Raw genomic sequence first — 18,520 nt, forward strand, 5'->3', positions numbered from 1 at the left:
GCGACGACGCCGGAGGATCCCCCAAGGACCTGACATGGCCACCTCGACCGATGGCGCCACGGCGGCGCCACCCTCCGCGCAGACCGACCCGTACGCACTGCGCGCCGAAGACGCCCGCCCGGCCCCCGAGACCTTCCGCGGCCGACTGCGCCGGCTCGGCCCCGGACTCGTGCTGTCCGCTGCCGTCGTCGGCTCCGGTGAACTGATCACCACGACCTCGCTCGGCGCAAAGGCCGGCTTCGCCCTGCTGTGGCTGGTGATCGTCTCCACCATGGTCAAGGTGTGGGTCCAGATGGAGCTGGCCCGCTGGACCATCCTCAACGGCCGCCCCGCGCTCGACGGCTTCCGTGACGTCGGCCCCCGGATCGGCAGGCTGAGCTGGATCAACTGGCTCTGGATAGGCATGGACTTCGCCAAGATGTTCCAGCGCGGCGGCATCATCGGCGGTACCGCGGCGGCCTGTTCCATCCTCCTGCCGCTCCACGGCGCGTCCCTGAGCACGTCGTCGCTGACGATCTGGGCCCTCATCGTCACCGCCGCCGCCGTCCTCATCCTCCAGACGGGCAAGTACCACGTCGTGGAGCGGGTCGAGGTCATCGGCATCACACTCAAGACGGTCATCACCGTCGGCCTGGCACTCGCCCTGCCCCTCACCGCCTTCGGGTACGGCACCGAGCAGCTCGCCGACGGACTGAGCTTCCAGATCCCCGCGGGCACGGTCGGCATCGCGCTCGCCATGTTCGGCATCACCGGCGTCGGCGCCGACGAGATGACGACGTACACGTACTGGTGCCTGGAGAAGGGCTACGCCCGCTGGACCGGCCCCGACGACGGCACCGAACAGCGCGCCCGCCGGGCCGAGGGCTGGCTCAAGGTCATGCGGCTCGACGTGGGCGTCTCCTGGATCGTGTGCACCCTCTGCACCCTGTCCTTCTACGTGATCGGCGCCTCGGTGCTCCATCCGCAGGGCCTGGTGCCCGAAGGCAACGACATGATCACCACGCTGTCGCACATCTACACCGACACCCTGGGCCCGTGGGCCGAGTACCTGTTCCTGGCCGGCGCGATCGCCGTCCTGTTCTCGGTCACCGTCGCCTCGTCGGCCAGCGTGCCGCGCCTGTGGACCAACACCCTCGGCCTGCTCGGCGTGGTGAACTGGCACGACCTGCGCTCACGCACCCGCACGATCCGCATCCTCACCTGCTGCCTGCCCCCGGTGTGGATGTGCTTCTTCCTGTGGATCCAGTCCCCCGTACTCATGGTGCAGATCGGCGGTATCGGCGGCGGCGTCTTCCTGCTCGCTGTCGTGGTCGCGGTCTGGCGCCTGCGGTACACCGGCGTCCCTCCCCGCTTCCGCGCCAACCCCTGGCTGACCGCCGCCCTCGTCCTGAGCAGCGCGGCGATCCTGTTCCTCGGGGTGTACGCGGTGCTGGACACGCTGGGGCTCACTCCCGGCAGCTGAATGCTGCGGCGGGGCACAGTGGAGGAATGAACGCGGACAACAGGAACATTCTGGCCCGGGGGCGCGTGGCGACCCGGCTGCCGGCCCAGGACCTGGACCGGGCACGGCGTTTCTACGCCGAGCAGCTCGGTCTTGAGCCCGTCGACGAACGGCCCGGTGGACTGCTGTACCGGTGCGGAGACACCGAGTTCGCCCTGTTCAAGTCGACGGGAGCCGCGCCTGGCACCTTCACCCAGATGGGGTGGCAGGTCGACGACGTCGAGACGATCGTGGCGGAACTCGAGCAACGCGGCGTGATGTTCGAAGAGGTCGACGTGCCCGGGTTGCGGACGAAGGACGGGATCGCCGAGATCGACGGAAACTACCCGAGCAAGGGCGCACGGGGAGAACGCGCTGCCTGGTTCCGTGACAGCGAGGGAAACCTGCTGGGCATCGGCGAACCGGTCGTCTGATCAGGGCACCCCCTGGTCCGGCTGACGCACTCGCGGCCCGGGCGGCCGTCGGCCGGCCGGCATCGGTGACACTTGGGGCATGCAGCTTTCCCCGCCCGGCCCTCCCCCTTCGCCCGATCCTGCCGCCGCGCACGGCGGTGGTGCGCCCACGCTGGGGCAGGCCGTCGGTGTGGTCGGGCCCGACGTGGTGGAGGTGCTGCGGGCGCCGTGCGGGACGGACGTGCCGGTGAGCGGGGCCGGGGTGTTCGACGAGGGCGAGACGCTGCAGGCACGGGGGCGGATTCTCATCGCACCCGGCGTCGACACGTCCGCGCCGGGCGCCGCGGGCGTGCTGCGCGCGGCGGACCGCGCCGGGGCGGCGGCCGTGGTGCTGCGACGTGGCGCTCAGGGCATCGCGCCGTCGCTCGCCGAAGCGGCCGATGAGGTGTCGACCGCCCTGCTCTCCCGGGCCCCGTGGATCGAGTGGGGCGAGCTGATCGGGCTGCTGCGTGCGGCCATCGCCCGCACCGGAACGGCGGCGCCCACCGAGGCGTCGCCCGATGTGGCGCTAGGTGATCTGTCGGGGCTCGCCCTGGCGCTTGCCGCGCTGGTGGGCGGCGCGATCACCGTCGAGGACCCCGAGTCGAACGTGCTGGCGTACTCGCCGACCGCCGACACCGCCGACCCGCTGCGCAGGCTGACGATCCTGGGCCGCCGGGTGCCGAGCTGGCGGGTGACCGAACTCGCCGAGAGCGGGTTCCTCACCACGCTGTGGGCGAGCGGCGACGTGGTGCACCGGCCCGCGGACGCGCGGTTCCCCGAACGTCTTGCTGTCGCAGTGCGGGCCGGCGACGAGATCCTCGGGTCGCTGTGGGCGGCCGCCGACGGCGAACCGCTGCCGCCCGGGGCCAGGGAAGCGCTGCGGCAGGCGGCCGCCATCGCCGTACCGCATCTGCTGCACCACCGGCTGCGGTCCCGGTCCGCCGCCAGCCGTCGCCGGTACGCGGTGCGGGCCCTGTTCGAGGAGCGCCCGCCGGACGTGGCCGCGGCGGCGGTCGTACTCGGGGTCGAGGCCGGACAGCCGTGCACCGTACTCACGGCGGCCGTCGCGGTGCCGATCGCACCGGACGTACTGGACCGGGCGTTCCACCTGGCCTCCCTGCGCGTCGCCGCGCATCACACCCCGGCCTTCGCGCACCGCGACGGCGACCGGCTCGACGTCCTGCTGGCCGGTACCGGGGCGGGGGACGGTGTGGACCGGCTGGCACGCGACCTGGCCGGCGTGCTGCGCGGCGCCGGGGCGCGGCCGCTGGTCGCGACAGGGCCCGCCGTCGGGGGGCTCGGCGACGCCGCCGCCTCCCGTGCGGGGGCCGCCCAGGTCTTGCGGGTACTGCGCGAGCGCGGCGGGCCCGAGACGGCCTGCGCCGAGGATGTCCGGTTCGCCATGGACGCGCTGCGGGTGACCGATGCGGTCGCCGAGCACGTGCCTTCGGCCGCGGACGCGGTGGCGGCGCTGCTCGAGCACGACGAGCGGCACGGAACGGACCTGCCGCGCACCGTCGCCGCCCACCTGGTGTTCTTCGGCGACGCGGCAGCCACCGCCCGCTATGTGGGGGTCCACACCAATACGCTGCGGTACCGGCTGCGCCGGGCCGGGGAGCTGTGCGGCATCGACCTCACCGATCCCGACGTTCGGCTGCTGGTGGAGCTGGGGCTGCGGCGGGCCGGGCTGATCCCGCTGCCGTGAAACGGTGTGGTGCGGGCGCACCACGTCGTCCCCCGCTCCGTCGTGCGGGCGCACCATGGAGAGGTGGAGGGCGCCCGGCCTTTGTGCGCGGCCACGACGGGACCGGCGCGGACTTCGTGCCGGCGCACGCAGACAGTGCGGGGCTCGGGGCTGCACAGTGAACCTGGGCGGAGCGCACGGGCGACAGGTCGGTGGGCATGGACACCGCCCGCGGCCGCCGCAGTCGGCGGCCCGCCCGGCGGGCGATCCCCGGGCACATAGCCGGCAGTGCGCAGCGAGAAGGCAGGAACACCCCATGACCATGGCCCACGAATCCGCCATCCGCAGGGAGGCGGCCGTGCACGCCGCCGCCGAGCAGGGCCTGGTCGGCGCGCAGGCGCCGGTCCTCGGCCTGCTCGATGTGGACGGGATCCGTGGCGCCGCCCGCGAGCTGCGCGAGGCCTTCGCCTTCGACGGGGTCTCGGTGCAGCACACCTTCGCGGTGAAGGCCGCCTCGCTGGTGCCGGTCCTCGCGCTGCTGAACGAGGAGGGCATCGGCGCGGAGGTGGCCAGCGCCGGTGAGCTGGAACTGGCCCGCGCCGCGGGCGTCCCCGCCGAGCGGATCGTCTTCGACTCCCCCGCCAAGACGATGGACGAGCTGCGCGACGCTCTCGCCCACGGCATCGCGGTCAACGCCGACAACCCGCAGGAGCTGGACCGTGTCGACGCCGTCGTCGCCGATCTCGGGGTCGGCTGCGCGCCCGTGGGCCTACGGGTCAACCCGCAGGTCGGCAGCGGTTCGATCGGGGCGATGAGCACGGCGACGGCCACGTCCAAGTTCGGCGTGGCGCTGCGCGACGAGGGCGCGGAACAGTGGGTGCTCGACGCCTACCGGCTGCGCCCGTGGATGACCCGGCTGCACACCCACACCGGCTCACAGGGTGTCGCCCTGGACCTGATGGCCGAAGGGGTGCGGGCCGCCTACGAGCTGGCGGAGAAGATCAACGCGCATGTCGGCGGGCAGCAGATCGACACCCTCGACATCGGCGGCGGCCTGCCGGTGAACTTCGCCTCGGACGAGGTGACCCCGACGTTCGCGCAGTACGCGCGGCTACTCAGGGAGACCGTGCCCGGCCTGTTCGACGGGCGATACACGCTCGTCACCGAGTTCGGCCGTTCCCTGCTGGCCAAGCAGGGGCTGATCGTGGCGCACGTCGAGTACACCAAGACCTCCGGCGGCCGGCGGATCGCCGTCACACACGCCGGCGCGCAGGTGGCCACCCGCACCGTGTTCGTGCCCGAGTCGTGGCCGCTGCGCGTGGGCGCGTACGACCCCGCCGGGCGGCCCAGGGCGACCGAGCCGCTGGTACAGGACGTCGCCGGGCCGTGCTGCTTCGCCGGGGACCTGGTCGCGCGGGAGCGGGAACTGCCCGAGCTGGCACCCGGTGATCTGGTCGCGCTGTACGACACCGGGGCCTACTACTTCTCGACCCATTTCCACTACAACAGCCTTCCGCGTCCCGCTGTGTACGGATATGTCGTGTCCGATGCGGGAGTGGTGACGTTCGCTCCGGTCAGGTCCGCCCACACGGTGGCCGAGGTGGTCGCGGAGTCCGGTGCGGCGCAGGCCGGCTCGCTTCTCGGGCTGACCGACCGGCCCTCCTCGTAGGGCCCCTCCCCACCTGGGGAAAGTTGCCCCAGGAAACGGTTTAAGGTGACGTGTCGCCGCGTGGTACTCCCGCGGCGCCCCACCGGGACACTGCGTTCCTGGCGTGATCCGCACAGCATCACGCCTGGTCCGTCGTGTTCCCGCTCTGCCGGCCCGCCGTACGGGGGTACGGGCCCTGTCCAACAGGTATGCCGCGCCGCTCTCCGGCGTTCGCTTTAGCGTGCGCGGGTGCGGTGTACCGCTATGCACGTCGGAGAACCATGGAGCACACAGCACAAGCCGAGCCGCAGTCCCGGCCGGCGCAGGCCCCCGCCGCCGCGGCCGAGGCGAGCGCCGCCGGCGCCATCCGCGAAGGCGGTTACACCGCCGGTCTGCGCAACCGTCAGGTCCAGATGATCGCGATCGGCGGCGCCATCGGCACCGGCCTCTTCCTCGGCGCCGGCGAGCGGCTGCACGCGGCCGGCCCGTCGCTGGTCGTCATCTTCGCGCTCACCGGACTGTTCGCCTTCTTCATCTCGCGCGCCATGGGCGAGCTGGTGATGCACCGGCCGACGTCCGGTTCGTTCGTCTCGTACTCGCGTGAGTTCCTCGGCGAGAAGGCCGCGTACACGGCGGGCTGGGTCTACTTCCTGCACTGGGTGTGCAGCGGCATCGCGGAGATCACCGCGGTGGCGATGTATCTGCACTACTGGGCGGCGTTCCGGGACATTCCCCAGTGGACGCTGGCTCTGTTCGCACTGCTCGTGGTGCTCGCCGCGAACCTCATCTCGGTGCGCTGGTTCGGCGAGTTCGAGTTCTGGTTCTCCATCATCAAGGTCGCCGCGATCCTGGGCTTCCTCGCCATCGGCTGCTGGCTGCTGGCCAGCCGGCACCCCGTCGACGGCCACAGCACGGGCCCGCAGCTGATCGCCGACCACGGCGGGATGCTGCCCAACGGCCTGCTCGCCGCCGTCGTGCTCATCCAGGGCGTGGTCTTCGCGTACGCCGCGATCGAGATGGTCGGCATCGCCGCCGGCGAGACCGAGAACCCGCGCAAGGTGATCCCGCGCGCCATCAACTCCGTGTCGTGGCGCATCGTGCTCTTCTACGTCGGCAGCGTGCTGCTCCTCGTCCTCCTGCTGCCGTGGACCGCCTACAAGGCAGGCGAGTCGCCCTTCGTGACCCTGATGGGCAAGCTGGGTGTTCCCGGCATCAGCGGCATCATGAACTTCGTGATCCTCACGGCGGCCCTCTCCAGCTGCAACTCCGGCCTCTACTCGACCGGCCGCGTGCTGCGCTCGATGGGCCTGGCCGGTTCGGCGCCCGCCTTCACCACGAAGATGAACAAGCGCGGTGTGCCCTTCGGCGGCGTCCTGCTGACCGCGTGCTGCTACATCCTCGGCATCGTCCTCAACTACGTCGTGCCGGAGCGGGCGTTCTCCATCGTGCTGAACTTCTCCGCGATCACCATGATCGGCACCTGGGTGATGATCATGGTCTGCCAGATGGTGCTACGCCGCAAGGCGCTGCGCGGCGAGCTGGAGCGCCCCGCCTTCCGGCTGCCCGGCGCACCCTTCACCTCCTGGCTCACGCTCGCCTTCCTCGCGGGCGTCGTGGTGCTCATGTGCGTCAACGGCGGCGACGCCGCCTGGTCGGTGGCCTGTGTCCCGCTGATCGTCATCGGCCTGGTGATCGGCTGGTACGCGGTCCGCGGCCGGGTCGCCGAGCGGCAGGCGACCCTCACCGAAAGGTGAGTTCGGGCGAGCCGCCCGAGCCCACGCACGTGGTTGCCGCGCGGCCCGTCAGAGGGTGTCCAGGGTCCGCCGGGCCTCGGCGACAAAGGCCCGCTTCGCTCGATCGAGGTCGTCCAGCGCCAGGTGCCGGCGCATCCCTGCGCGACCGTCGCAAGGCATGTGCGCGAAGCGGGCCGAGCAGCCGCATGCGGCCGTCCCCGGGGCCCAACGCCGCGCGCAGGTCCAGTAATCCTGCCCGGTCCAACTCCTCGAGCGCTTGCACCGCGCCTTGAACTGCGCCGCCAAGAGGGTCGGATCCGTGCCGAGGGACTCAAGCGGCTGCGCCAGAACGTCGCCGGTATCCACGATGCCGCTCAGCCGGAAGTCGTCGAGGTCGACCGACAGGACGCCTTCCGGGAAACGCTCGTGCAGAACCCGTGCGACCAGGTGGGCCGGCTCCGTCTTGCCCACACCTCCCGGCCCGCTCAGCGTCACTACCAAGGGCCGGGAACGCCCCCGCCACTCCTCCACCGCCTGCAGTACGCGCCCACGCTGCTCGTCGCGGTCGACGAAGTGCGCCGGTTCCGGCGGAAGTTCGACCCTCATGTGCTGCTTCTCAGCCCCTCTCGCCCCGGTCCAACTGCCCGGGACATACACGGAAGTCGCGCTCCTCCAGGACCACTCCCTCGCCGTCCGGGATGCAGGTGAACTGGTCGATCAGGGGCTCGCCTGACGGTCCTCACCACTCCGGGCCGTCCGTTCACCGCGGGCAATCTGGTGGGTGCCGGCGCGGGCTGCTGCGCCCCGAGGGCTGAGCGACGCAGGGGCCGAAGCCGGCTTCGAACCCTTCGGTGCGCACGACGACGGGAGCGCCGGCGGCCAGGCAGCTCGTCAGGGGGATTGCTCCAGATGGAGCTCTCCCCCCGCGCAGCTGACGATCTTCCGGCCCCCTCCATGCTGCGGATCGAATTCCCGCGCGACATGGTCGTAACAGCGCACACATTGCCCGAGCTGCGGCGACAATCGACCGGAGAGCCGCCGACGCTCTCGCCCGCACTCGGCCAACTCATGTGGAGCCGCTGATGACCACCGCACGTGACCTCGCGATCGTTGCCCTGGGTGTGACACCCGACCACCCCGTCGAGCAGGGCGAGCTGTCGCTGGCGCTCGCGGGGGCCGAGGTGTTCGACCTCATCGAGGCCAAGGCCCTGGTCCTGGACGGCGACCGCATCCTGCCCAGCGCTCAAGCACCGACAGGGCACCGCCTGCTGGATGAAGCCACCGGGGCTCTCGTGCGACAGGAGCCGTACGAGTCGGTCGAGGACTGGCTGTGGCGCCGGGGCCGCGGGCTCTCCTCGGCGTACGTCGACGAGCTGGAGCGGGAGGGGCTGACGACCCGGCCGCGGGGCCTGCGGAATCCACTGCGGACCGGGCGGACGGAGCCGGTCGACTCGGCGGACCGGCGCCAGGCAGAGGAGCGCTTGACGTCGGGTGAACCCGTGCTCGCCGCGCTGGCGGCCGCCGCCGGAATCCGGGACGAGCCGGCCGAGGACGCGCCCGAGCTCTCCGGGGACGCGGTCGCGGCCGTGCTGGCCGCCGTCGGGAACGCCGTCCAGGAGCTGCAGGCCGTACGACAGCGCAGGGCGATCGAGGACGCGGCGTACGACAACGTTTGGCGCGGCTACTGAGAACGGTCCCTGACCCGACCCATCCCGAGAGACAGTGTGATGACAACGGTGAGCCGAGGGTGAGGCACGGCTCCCACCGGCTCAGGCCGCCATCCTGGCCTTGATGAGCGGCGCGTCCCGCGTCAGCTCCCGGAACCCGACGCCGTAGTACAGCCCGCGCGCCTCGGGATGCCCCGGCGCGCCCAGGCAGGCGACCGTCATGTGAGTGGCCCCGGCCGCTCGCGCCAGCTGCATCCCGTGCAGGAGCATCGCCCTTGCCAGCCCCGGGCGCCGGTAGTCCGGATGCGTCCCGACGGGTTCGAACTCCGCGGTCCTGTTCGCTTCGTCGAGCCACATGATCGTCGAGGCTGCCATCGTTCCGTCCGGCGCCTCCACGAGGATGTGCAGGTCGCCGCGGTACGGCGCTGTCTGCCGGACGCGCTGGTAGTTCTCGTGCGTGTACGTCGTGGGAGCCCAGGCGTCCAGATGGGCCTGGACCGCTGCCCTCGGCCCGGCCTCGTCGGCGGTGCGGAACCGGAATCCCTCCGGCAGTACCCGCTGTTCCACGTCGGTGAGATCCCGCTCGTTGAGCTGGGTCCAGGACCCGGTGTCGCCGAGCGAGGCAGGGTCGGTCTCGTAGCCGTGCGCCGCCCATCGTTTCAGGGCGAACACATCGGCGGCCGACGGCGACACCGTACGCTCGATGTCCGCCGCCACACCGTCGTACCAGTCGATCACCTCGTCGATGAGCCCGGCGTGGTCGGGGTGGACCTGATACGCCAGACAGGTGCCGGTGACGTCCTTGACCGACCCGTCGCTGCGCCTCACCTGGTGCGGAAGACGAGCCCAGCTCCACGCCACCGGATCCCCTCCGGAGAACCACAGCCGGCGCGGCCGGCTCGCGCCGTCGGCGGCGTGCCCCAGTTCCAGGCCGGCTCGCCGAACGACGCGTCGGCGTTGACCAGGTCCGGCCGGGTGGCGGTGACACGCCGCGCCAGACCCTGCATGAGCCGCACATCCGCGGCGGTCACAAGCTAGAAGTTCGTCATGGTGCGCCACCGTGTCAGGACAGCGCAGAGCCGTCGAACCGTTTTCGCCTCCGTGACCGCTCTCGCACCGCAACACTCGTGATGCCGCATCCACCACCCTTTCGGGTGTCACCACCACGCAGCGTTCGTGGAACCAGAACCGTCCCGGTCGCCCGGCGCGTCCTCGCCTGCACCGGGTGCATCAACAACCTTTATTCTCACCTGAGTTACACCCATTGCCAGGCAGAAGAGCTGGGGAGCCAGATCGCCATGAGCAGCACCAACAAGGACGAGCAGGACGACTCTGTCGATGGGGGTATCAAACCTCTCGCGGCCTTCGATCCGGCGCGCATCGGGCCGTATCTCCTGCTCGGGCGGCTCGGTGCGGGTGGCATGGGGCGGGTCTTCCTCGCCCGTTCCGAGAGCGGGCGCACCGTCGCCGTCAAAGTGGTGCACGAAGAGCATGTGTCCGACGAGCGGTTTCGCGCACGGTTCCGGCGGGAGATCGACGCGGCGCGGCGCGTCGGGGAGCGCTACACCGCTCCCGTCCTGGACTCCGGTCCCGACGACGATCCGCCGTGGGTCGCCACCGGGTATGTTCCCGGGCTCTCGCTCGAACAAGTCGTGCGCCGGTACGGGCCGTTGCCCACCGCGTCCGTGCGCGCCGTCGCGGACGGGCTGCTGCGCGCCCTGAAGGACATCCACGACGCGGGGATCGTGCACCGCGATCTGAAGCCGTCCAACGTGATGCTGACCGTGGACGGGACAAAGGTCATCGACTTCGGCATCGCGCGGGCTCTGGAGACGTCCGCGGAGTCGCTGCTGACCAGTACAGGGATGGTCGTGGGCTCGCCCGGCTTCATGTCGCCGGAGCAGATCCGGGCGGAGAGCATCGGGCCGAAGAGCGATGTGTTCACGCTGGGGAGCGTGCTCACGTACGCGGCCACAGGCCGGCTGCCCTTCGGGTCCGAGGCCAGCAACCAGCACGCGGTCATGTTCCAGATCGTGCAGGACGAGCCCGACCTGGACGGCGTCGACGACCCCGCGCTGCGGGCGCTCATCTCGCGGTGCCTGACCAAAGACGCCGGGCACCGGCCCGACGTGGACACGCTGTTGGCGGATCCGGAACGAGTCGAGTCGGTCGCCGCCAAGGACGCCCGGCTGCCCGCCGACGTCGTCGCGCACCTCGCGCAGCAGTCCGCGCGGCTGCTCGACGCCGAGGCGACGCCGCGTCGGGCGGAGCCCACGGACCGGTCGACCGTCGGCCTGCGGCCGCAGCCCGGACCGCCGGAACCCGTCCCTGCGGCGGGTGATGCCACGACGCCGAAGCGGGAACAGCGGCCTGCCCGTCGGCGCCGCACGCTGCTGGTCCTGCCCATCGTCGCCGTCATCACCGTCGGCGGCGGCACCGTTGTCCTGCTCGAGCAGTTCGGGGGCGGCGGGGGCGGAACCCATGCCAGGTCGCCCCAGAGCAGCGCCGGCGTCACTCCTGGCGGGAGCGGGGCGCCGAGCGGAGCGAGCAGTTCCCCTTCCAAGAAGGGAGACGGGAAGGATGGGGGAAACAGCGAGGAGCAGCAGGGCAACGAGGGCGAGCAGGCCGGGGCGAAGCCCAAGGAGAGCGCCGGGAGTTCGACGTCGACCAGCGGCGCCGACGGCTCCGGCACGGACAGCGGCTCCGTCGGCGGCGCCACCAGCAGCGGGTCCGGCTCGTCGAGCTCGGACGGCGGAGGTTCGTCCGGCGCCGGCGGCTCGTCCACCGGCTCCCCGCCGCCCGCCATGAAGAGCTACAGCGTCAAATACACGAATTCGTGCGTCGGCGCATGCTCCATGCCGGTCCTCGTGAGCTGGCCGGCGATCTCCCGGGCGACCCGCTACGACATCCACTACACGAACAAGGGCAGCCAGTACACCGAGAAGAACGTCGACACCATCCATTCGACCGGCAACACCAGCTACACGATCACTGGGCCGTACTCCGGTGACGAGGTCTGCTTCTCGGTGCGCGCCGCCAACAAGTACGGAGCCTCTGCCTGGGCGGAGACCTGGTGCACCACGGTGCCCTACTAGGGCGTTTCCTGTGGAGCGTTCGAGGGCCCCGGCTCACCCGGCGGGACGTGCCTGCCCCTGCTGACTCGCGGGAGTCCCGGGCCTCAGAAGTCCAGTACGTGTGGCAGCCCGAGGCGGTAGCGCGTCCGGTCGGTGGCCTTGAGTACGTCGAAGCCGGGTGGCTCCGCGCCGGTGAAGAGGCGGACCTCGTCCGCGCCGTCGGCTCCCGCGGCCGCGAGGACGCCGTTCGCGGCGCGCCGGCCCGTCTCGTTCGCGGTCTCCATGCACGTGAAGTCGGTGTTGCTGTGGGCGCGGACGTGGTCGCCCGCGAGGAAGAGGTTCGGGATCGCGGTGACCGCCTCGGAGCGCAGTTCCCAGGACGAGACGTCGTTGAGGAAGTACTCGTCGTCGTTGGTGAGCCCACCGCCCGCGGCCCGGGTGACCGCCGGGTCGAGGAACCAGGAGTGCACGATCCCGTCGGGCAGGACGACATCGCCGTTGTCCTCCAGGCCCGCCTTCATCTGCGCCCAGACTTCCTCGGCGATCTCCTTCGGCGTGCACTGCCGTGCGGGCTTTCCGTGGATCCGGCCCGGTGTCTCCCAGTCGGAGATGACGACGGAGAGGGACTCGGCGGCCGCCCCGTCGCCCCAGGTCTTCGCGAACGGCTGCGACCAGAAGCGGGACTGAGCCACCGGACAGAGCGCCCACGGCGAGTCCATGAGGCTGAGATGGGCGAGCGGCCCGCGGAACCTCTCCTTGAGCCAGAACACGATGCCCTGGCACCAGGCCGTGCGCAGCTTGTCCATCGCGGCGAGCCGCGGATCCGCACGGCGGATGCCGTCGGACCACAACTGCCGTACCCGGTCGACCGGGAGAGCCGCAACGAACCAGTCGGCGTCGATGCGCGCGGGCCCGGCCGCCGTACGGGCGTGGGCGGCGGTGATGCGCCCGTCGGAGCCGAGTACGAGGGACTCGACGAGATGTCCGGTCACGAACCGGACGCCGAGCGAGGTCAGGTGTCGCACCCATGGGTCGATGAAGCGTTCGCTGGTGGGACCGTCGAGGATCCGGTCGAAAGGACCGTCGGGGCCCATGCCGAGTATCGAGTAGAGAATCTTGCTGATGCCCTGCCCGCAGGTGCGCGTGCTGGCCGTCTCGGGACGCAGCGCCTGGATCACCTTCGCCGAGCCGCCCCACATCACCTGGTAGAAGTCGGACTTGCCCGCCGCCTCGATGAACTTCAGCCAGTTCAGGTGCTCCCACTGCCCGAACTGCCGCTCGTCGCAGCTCGTCATGACGATCGCCAGCTTGCGGGCGAGCAACACGACTTCCTGCGGCAGGAGTTGGGGCATGACCCGCAGCAGGCCCTCCAGGACGGCCGGCAGCGTAACGGGGTCGAGGGTGCGGGTGCTGGGCGGCAGGGTGGGCAGGAACAGGTCGCCCTTCCCGTTCTCCCGGTTGAACGCGAAGTACGGCACGGTGGTGAGGTTGTCCCAGACACCGTGCGCCTGCCCCTCGAAGGGGATCCGGCGCATGGTGTCGGGCAGGTTGGTGTAGAAGCCGAAGAAGCCACGGTGTCCGTGTTCCCCGGGCAGATCGCGGCGGCCACCGGAGGCCGTGCCGCCCACCGGCACACTGCGCGCCTTGCCGCCCCACTCGGCCCGCCGGTCGTACACCGTGACGTCGAAGCCGCGCTCGGCGAGCTCGTGGGCGGCGGTGAGGCCGCCGATCCCGCCGCCGAGCACCGCCACTTTCGTACGCGCCCGCTGCGCCGCGGTCGCCCGCGAGGGCCGCAGCCCCAGTGCGCCCGCCGCCGCCATCGATCCACCCAGGGCCAGTAACTGCCTGCGTCCCGGCATCGTGCTTCCCCCATCCACTCCGGCGTTGCTGTCGGCGGGACGCTAGGGGCGACTGCTCAAGATCGGAACGAGCGGCCCGCGATATTCGCAGCTTTCACACGTGGTGGGCGCCCACTGTTGCGCCAGGCGCACTGCCCACTCCTGGCTCCCGAACCGCGTCCTCACGAGCTCCGCGCCCGGTGCCGGGACGTTCGGGCTCGTCCCGTCATGCGCCTCACCAACGCTCTCAGCTCTGCCCCAGCCCGGCCGCGAAGTCCGCGAACCAAGCCAGCATGTCGGGGCGGGTCACCGCGCCTTCCGCGCTGACATCCGTGACGCGGGCGCCCTGGAGGATGCGCTTGACGGGGACCTCCAGTTTCTTGCCCGTCAGGGTGCGGGGCACGGCCTCGACGGGGACTACGGCGTCGGGGACGTGCCGGGGAGACAGAATGTGCCTGATCGCGCCGACGATCTCGTCGCGCAGCGCGTCGTCGAACCGCTCGCCGTCCGCAGGGACCACGAACAGCGGCATGTAGTAGCGGCCGTCGGCCATTTCGGCGCCGATGACAAGGCTGTCCGCGATCCGCGGGAGCCGTTCGACGACGGCGTAGAGGTCGGCGGATCCCATGCGCACGCCCATGCGGTTGAGCGTGGAGTCGGAGCGTCCGGCCACGACGACGGACAGGTCGGAGTCCAGGGTGACCCAGTCGCCGTGCCGCCACACGCCGGGATAGACGTCGAAGTAGCTGCTCCTGTAGCGCTCGTGGTCGGGGTCGTCGACGAAGTGGAGCGGCATCGACGGCAGGGGTGCCGTGACCACGAGTTCGCCCTGCTCCCCCACGAGCGGCTGCCCGGTGGCGTCCCAGGAGGCGAGGGCGACGCCCAGGGAGGGGCCGGAAAGCCGGCCCGTGCGTACCGGCAGCAGCGGGGAGCCTCCGGCGAGCACCGAGCAGATGTCGGTGCCGCCGCAGATCGACTGGAGCCGGGCGTCGGGGGCGAGCCGGTCGTGGACCCAGCCCCAGGTGCTGTCCGGCATCGCCGACCCCGTCTGCAGGATCGTCCGCAGCGCACCGAGGTCCGTATCGGCGGCCGGGTGGGCCCCCGCCTTCTCCCCCGCGATCAGGTAGGCGGCGCCGACGCCGACCGTCGTGGCACGGGTGCGTTCGGCGATCCGCCAGAGACCATCGATGTCGGGGTGGGTGGGGCTGCCGTCGTAGAGGACGAGCGTGCTGCCGTGCAGGAGGCCCGCGACCATGAAGTTCCACACCATCCAACTGGTGGAGGTGTGGAAGAGGTAGCGGTCGTCGGCGCGCAGGTCCACGCCGAGCCCGAGTGCCTTGAGCAGTTCGACGACGATGCCGCCGTGGCCGTGAACGATTCCCTTCGGGACGCCGGTGGTGCCCGAAGACCAGAGGACCCACAGCGGATGGTCGAACGCGACGTCGGCGTACGTGAGTTGGGCTTCACGGTCGGCCAGGTCGGACCAGTTGTGCTGCGTCACGTCCGGCCGCCGTGACCATGCCGGTCCACCGGCGGACGCGTGCAGGCGGTCGACGGCGACGAGGTGGCGGACCGTGGGCAGACCGTCCAGGATCTCGGCGATGTGCGGGCGCCGGTCGTACTCCTTGCCGCCGTGGGGGTAGCCGTCCGCGGCGACCAGGACCGTCGGCCGGGCCTGGCGCAGCCGCGCGAGGACACTGGGCGTGCCGAATTCCGGAGAGCAGACCGTCCAGGTCGCGCCGACGGCGGCGGTGGCCAGGAGAGCGATCACGGCCTGCGGGATGTTCGGCAGGTACCCGGCGACGCAGTCACCGGGGCCGACGCCCATCTCGCGCAGGGCCGCGGCCGTGCCCGCCACTTCCTGGGTGAGCCGGTCCCAGGAGATCTCCACGGCCTCGCCGGTCTCGGACACGGCGATGAGCGCAGGGCGTTCGTCGGTGGCGTGGGCGAGGCACTGCTGCGCGAAGTTGAGGCGTGCTCCGGTGAACCAGGTCGCGCCGGGCATCCTCGCGTCGGCCAGGACCTCGTTGTAGCCGCTGACTGCGTCCAGGCCGTAGAACTCCCATACGGCCGACCAGAAGCCGGGCAGGTCGTCGGTGCTCCACCGCCACAGCTCGGCGTAGTCGGTGAACGACAGTCCGCGCTCCTGTGCCAACCAGCTCAGGAATTCAGTGACGTTGGAGTTCCGGGCGCTCATGCCGACGCCTTCGGCTCGGGTGTCGTACGGCAGCCGAAGGCCTGGAGGAATTCCAGGGCTCGGGGCCACTCGCCGTACCCGGAGGCGGGGTTGAGGTGTCCCACCGGGCCGAGGTCCACCAGCCGGCTGCCCCACGCGTCGGCCAGCGCGGCGACCCTCTCGAAGCGGGCCAGGGGGTCGTTCGTGCTCGCCGCGACGACGCTGGGGAACGGCAGTGTGGCGCTCGGCGTCGGCAGCCAGCCGTTCTCACGCAGGGCCTGCGGTCCGGGGTAGCCGTCCGGCAGCGGGACTTCGAAGTCGGGCGGCGTCGCGAGGAGGGCGCCCTGCACCGGGTGGGTGTGCCGGGCCGCCCAGTGGACGGTGGTGAGCACGCCGGCGCTGTGCGCGACGAGCACGACCGGTCCCTCGATGCCGGACACCACGTCGTTCAGAGCGGTGACCTGAGCTTCGCAGCTCAGCCTGAGGTCCGTCAGGGGCGGCACGGTCACACAACCGGGGAGGCGGGCGGCGAGGGCCGTATGCCAGTGGTCGGGGACGTGGTCGCGCAGGCCGGGCACGAGCACGACCGTGGGCGCGGGAACCGGGTTCATGCGGAGATCTCCGTCTTTTCGAGGGCCGGGGCCGGGGCCGACGCCGAGACGAGGCCCTTGTCGTAGTGGCGCCTGCCGAGGGCGAAGGCCAGGCTCGCCACGATGGCGATGAGCGGGACGAGGCGGAGTGCGCCGGCCAGACCCAGGCGGTCGGCGAGCATGCCGGTCACCGCGGGACCCGGCGCGAGGCCCAGCAGACTGTTGGCGAGGGTGAGCGTGGCCATGGCCGTCGCCGCGACGGCGGCCGGGGTCAGGCTCGCCACCATGGCGGCGGCGGGTCCCGCTGTTGCGTTGCACAGCAGCGTCCCGGCGCCGATGGCGAGGAGTTGCGGTACGCCGGACGGGAGTTGGAACCCGCCGGTGAGCAGGACCAGCGAGCCGGCGCTGCACACGATGGCGACGGTCCACTTGAGGTGGGGGTTCCTGCGGCCGAGCCGGTCGCTGACGATGCCGCCGCCTATCATGCCGATCCCGGTGATCAGCGCGAAGCCTCCGGCGGCGAGTCCGGCCTTGGCGGGCGGCAGGCCGTAGTAGCGGTCGAGGAAGCTGGGCATCCAGGCCATCAGCGCCATCGCGATGAACATCTGCAGGCCGCTGCCGACGTAGGCGCACAGCACGGACACCGACGAGAACAGCCGGGGCAGCAGGGTCCGTACCGGGCCTCCCGTACCCGGTGCGGGGCCGGTGCCGCGGCCGGCCGGCGCCAGTCTCCGCTCGGTCACGACGACGGCGTAGACCGCGGCCAGGACCAGTCCGAACAGTCCCATGACGGCGAACGTCCAGCGCCAGCCCAGGTGTTGGGCCACCACACCGCCGATCGACACGCCGAGTACGGAGCCGAAGGCGCCGCCCGCGATGAAGGCGCCCGACAGCGTGGCCCGCAGGCCCACCGGGAAGACGCTCAGCACCACCGCGATGCCCACACTCCCGTACGCCGCCTCGCCGACGCCCACCATGAAGCGGCCGAGGAACATCTGGCCGTAGCTCGCGGAGACGGCACAGCCCAGGGTGGCCAGGCTCCACACCACCGCCGCGAGGACCAGGCTCCTGACCCGGCCCCAGCGGTCCGCGAGCAGCGACAGTGGAAAGGTCAGCAGGCCGACCATGAGGGCGACGATGCCGCTCAGCGACCCCAACTGGGTGTCGGAGAGCAGCCATTCGGCCTTAAGGAGCGGGAACACCGCGTTCAGTACCTGCCGCGACATGTAGTCGGACAGCAACAGCCCAAAACTGAGGGCGAACACCAGCCACGCGTAGCGACGGGTCATCGGCTCAGCAGGGCCTGTCACCGGCGATGCCGGCGCGCTCCATCTTGCGGACGGCGGGCCAGTAGTCCTGGACCGCGTAGTGCTGGGTGGAGCGGTTGTCCCAGAGAGCGACGCTGTTCGGGGTCCAGCGCCAGCGGACCTGGTACTCGGGGACGGCCGCCTGGCTCATGAGGTAGTTGAGCAGGTGGCTCGCGCCGGGCGCGTGGTCCTGGCCGAACCGCACGTTCTCGGGGGTGTGGTAGTTGACGAAGTGAGTGGTGAAGGAGTTGACGAAGAGGATCTTCTCGCCGGTCTCGGGGTGGGTGCGCACGACCGGGTGCTCGGGGTCCGGGTAGCGGGCCTTGAGCTGGTGGCGCTGTTCCATCGGCATGACCGCGCCGAAGCTGGCCTCGATGCTGTGCCGGGCCCGCAGCCCGTCGATCTGCGTGCGGACGTGCGCAGGGAGCCTGCGGTACGCCTCGGCCATGTTCACCCAGATCGTGTCGCCGCCGACCTCGGGCGTCTCGATGCAGCGAAGCAGGGCGCCCATCGGCGGGCAGTCGCGCCAGGTCGCGTCGCAGTGCAGGGCGTTCTCGTAGTGCTCGGGCTTGCTGTCCAGGTCCTTGTAGATGCGCACGAGGCCCGGGTGGTCGGGGTCGCTGCCGAGGACCGGGTGGTCCTCCAGCGGGCCGAGCCGGGAGGCGAACGCGACGTGCTCGTCGCGGCTCATCTCCTGGTCACGCAGGAACAACACCTTGTGGCGGAGCAGCAGTTCCTTGATCTTGGCGAAGAGCGCGTCGTCTTGGACGGCGTCGCCGAGCTGGACGCCGTGCAGTTCGGCGCCGATGGTGCAGGTCAGCGGTTCGACCTGGATCCGGGTACGGGCAGCGGTCCGGGGCATGGGTGC

15 protein-coding genes are annotated in these 18,520 nt (G+C 71.2%); 7 read left to right on the forward strand and 8 right to left on the reverse strand.

Going from position 1 to position 18,520, the window contains the following annotated elements; all coding sequences use genetic code 11:
* Positions 1–34 precede the first annotated feature (34 nt).
* The 5 genes from OG698_RS05930 (at position 35) to OG698_RS05950 (ending at position 7,021) form a co-directional block, all read left to right on the forward strand.
* A complete protein-coding gene (locus OG698_RS05930; protein WP_406101855.1) occupies positions 35–1,462 on the forward strand; it encodes an Nramp family divalent metal transporter in 1,428 nt (475 codons plus the stop codon).
* A gap of 26 nt (positions 1,463–1,488) precedes the next feature.
* Positions 1,489–1,914: a VOC family protein gene (locus OG698_RS05935; protein ID WP_406101856.1), complete on the forward strand. Its 426-nt coding sequence runs from the start codon at positions 1,489–1,491 to the stop codon at positions 1,912–1,914.
* A 79-nt stretch (positions 1,915–1,993) separates the two neighbouring features.
* Positions 1,994–3,640 (forward strand): PucR family transcriptional regulator, encoded by a 1,647-nt coding sequence (locus tag OG698_RS05940; RefSeq protein WP_406101857.1) that lies wholly within the window; start codon positions 1,994–1,996, stop codon positions 3,638–3,640.
* A 301-nt stretch (positions 3,641–3,941) separates the two neighbouring features.
* A complete protein-coding gene (locus OG698_RS05945) occupies positions 3,942–5,288 on the forward strand; it encodes a diaminopimelate decarboxylase (RefSeq protein WP_406110875.1) in 1,347 nt (448 codons plus the stop codon).
* A gap of 260 nt (positions 5,289–5,548) precedes the next feature.
* A complete protein-coding gene (locus tag OG698_RS05950; protein WP_406101858.1) occupies positions 5,549–7,021 on the forward strand; it encodes an amino acid permease in 1,473 nt (490 codons plus the stop codon).
* A gap of 48 nt (positions 7,022–7,069) precedes the next feature.
* On the opposite strand, the gene OG698_RS05955 is transcribed toward OG698_RS05950, so the two are convergent.
* The gene (locus OG698_RS05955; protein ID WP_406101860.1) at positions 7,070–7,606 is read right to left on the reverse strand and encodes a hypothetical protein; all 537 of its coding nucleotides are present in this window, start codon (positions 7,604–7,606) and stop codon (positions 7,070–7,072) included.
* A gap of 476 nt (positions 7,607–8,082) precedes the next feature.
* Between OG698_RS05955 and OG698_RS05960 the strand changes: the two genes are divergently transcribed.
* Positions 8,083–8,688, forward strand: coding sequence for a GPP34 family phosphoprotein (locus OG698_RS05960; protein ID WP_406101862.1), 606 nt, complete (start codon positions 8,083–8,085; stop codon positions 8,686–8,688).
* Positions 8,689–8,769: 81 nt separating this feature from the next.
* On the opposite strand, the gene OG698_RS05965 is transcribed toward OG698_RS05960, so the two are convergent.
* Positions 8,770–9,495, reverse strand: coding sequence for a GNAT family N-acetyltransferase (locus OG698_RS05965; protein WP_406101863.1), 726 nt, complete (start codon positions 9,493–9,495; stop codon positions 8,770–8,772).
* Positions 9,492–9,698, reverse strand: coding sequence for a hypothetical protein (locus OG698_RS05970; protein ID WP_406101865.1), 207 nt, complete (start codon positions 9,696–9,698; stop codon positions 9,492–9,494). Before OG698_RS05970 ends, OG698_RS05965 begins: the two co-directional genes overlap by 4 nt.
* A gap of 267 nt (positions 9,699–9,965) precedes the next feature.
* On the opposite strand from OG698_RS05970, the gene OG698_RS05975 reads away from it, so the two are divergent.
* Positions 9,966–11,762 carry a protein kinase domain-containing protein gene (locus OG698_RS05975; protein WP_406101867.1) on the forward strand — a complete coding sequence of 599 codons (1,797 nt, stop codon included), beginning with the start codon at positions 9,966–9,968 and terminating at the stop codon, positions 11,760–11,762.
* Between the two features lie 83 nt (positions 11,763–11,845).
* Here the strand turns inward: OG698_RS05975 and OG698_RS05980 are convergent, their stop codons facing one another.
* The 5 genes from OG698_RS05980 to OG698_RS06000 all read right to left on the reverse strand — a co-directional run bounded on the left by OG698_RS05980 (position 11,846) and on the right by OG698_RS06000 (position 18,514).
* Complete coding sequence (locus OG698_RS05980; RefSeq protein ID WP_406101869.1) at positions 11,846–13,600, reverse strand: FAD-dependent oxidoreductase; 1,755 nt, start codon at positions 13,598–13,600, stop codon at positions 11,846–11,848.
* 226 nt (positions 13,601–13,826) lie between these two features.
* Positions 13,827–15,776, reverse strand: a complete 1,950-nt coding sequence (locus OG698_RS05985) for an acetoacetate--CoA ligase (protein WP_406101870.1) — start codon at positions 15,774–15,776, stop codon at positions 13,827–13,829.
* The gene (locus OG698_RS05990) at positions 15,773–16,366 is read right to left on the reverse strand and encodes an RBBP9/YdeN family alpha/beta hydrolase (RefSeq protein ID WP_406101871.1); all 594 of its coding nucleotides are present in this window, start codon (positions 16,364–16,366) and stop codon (positions 15,773–15,775) included. The genes OG698_RS05985 and OG698_RS05990 overlap by 4 nt, the downstream gene beginning before the upstream one ends.
* Positions 16,363–17,634, reverse strand: coding sequence for an MFS transporter (locus OG698_RS05995; RefSeq protein ID WP_406101872.1), 1,272 nt, complete (start codon positions 17,632–17,634; stop codon positions 16,363–16,365). The genes OG698_RS05990 and OG698_RS05995 overlap by 4 nt, the downstream gene beginning before the upstream one ends.
* A gap of 4 nt (positions 17,635–17,638) precedes the next feature.
* Positions 17,639–18,514 carry a TauD/TfdA dioxygenase family protein gene (locus OG698_RS06000; protein ID WP_406101873.1) on the reverse strand — a complete coding sequence of 292 codons (876 nt, stop codon included), beginning with the start codon at positions 18,512–18,514 and terminating at the stop codon, positions 17,639–17,641.
* Positions 18,515–18,520: the final 6 nt, after the last annotated feature.

It is taken from the genome of Streptomyces sp. NBC_01003 (assembly GCF_045162695.1).
Lineage (GTDB): Bacteria > Actinomycetota > Actinomycetes > Streptomycetales > Streptomycetaceae > Streptomyces.